Source organism: Proteus sp. STS61-E (assembly GCF_040932335.1).
In the GTDB taxonomy this organism is placed as follows: Bacteria; Pseudomonadota; Gammaproteobacteria; order Enterobacterales; family Enterobacteriaceae; genus Proteus; species Proteus mirabilis_B.
The window spans coordinates 1-398 of sequence record NZ_JBFQGE010000020.1 but is presented as its reverse complement, the minus strand read 5'-3'; the positions used below and the strand labels follow the sequence as shown (position 1 = coordinate 398).

At 48.2% G+C, this 398-nt stretch carries 1 rRNA gene; it reads right to left on the bottom strand.

From position 1 onward, the window contains the following. Window positions 1–398, bottom strand: a 23S ribosomal RNA gene (locus AB4J89_RS19005); the annotation flags it as partial.

The following is a 398-nucleotide window of genomic DNA, read 5'->3' as shown; positions in this document are numbered from 1 at the left end:
ACTCATTCGCCCAGTTAAGACTCGGTTTCCCTACGGCTCCCCTATACGGTTAACCTTGCTACAGAATATAAGTCGCTGACCCATTATACAAAAGGTACGCAGTCACCCCATCCTCAAATGTCCCGCTTGCTTTTACTGTCAAACTGGCTCGATTTTTTAACTTCCGTTGCTCGTGTACTTCTATGTACACTGCGCGACGGCTTGAAAAAATCAATCCATTTTGTAGGTAAACGCTGCGCTGTTTTCGAGTGGTTTTGCCAATCACTCAGTGCGAGGCACTTGAGTGATGGGGCTCCTACTGCTTGTACGTACACGGTTTCAGGTTCTTTTTCACTCCCCTCGCCGGGGTTCTTTTCGCCTTTCCCTCACGGTACTGGTTCACTATCGGTCAATCAGGA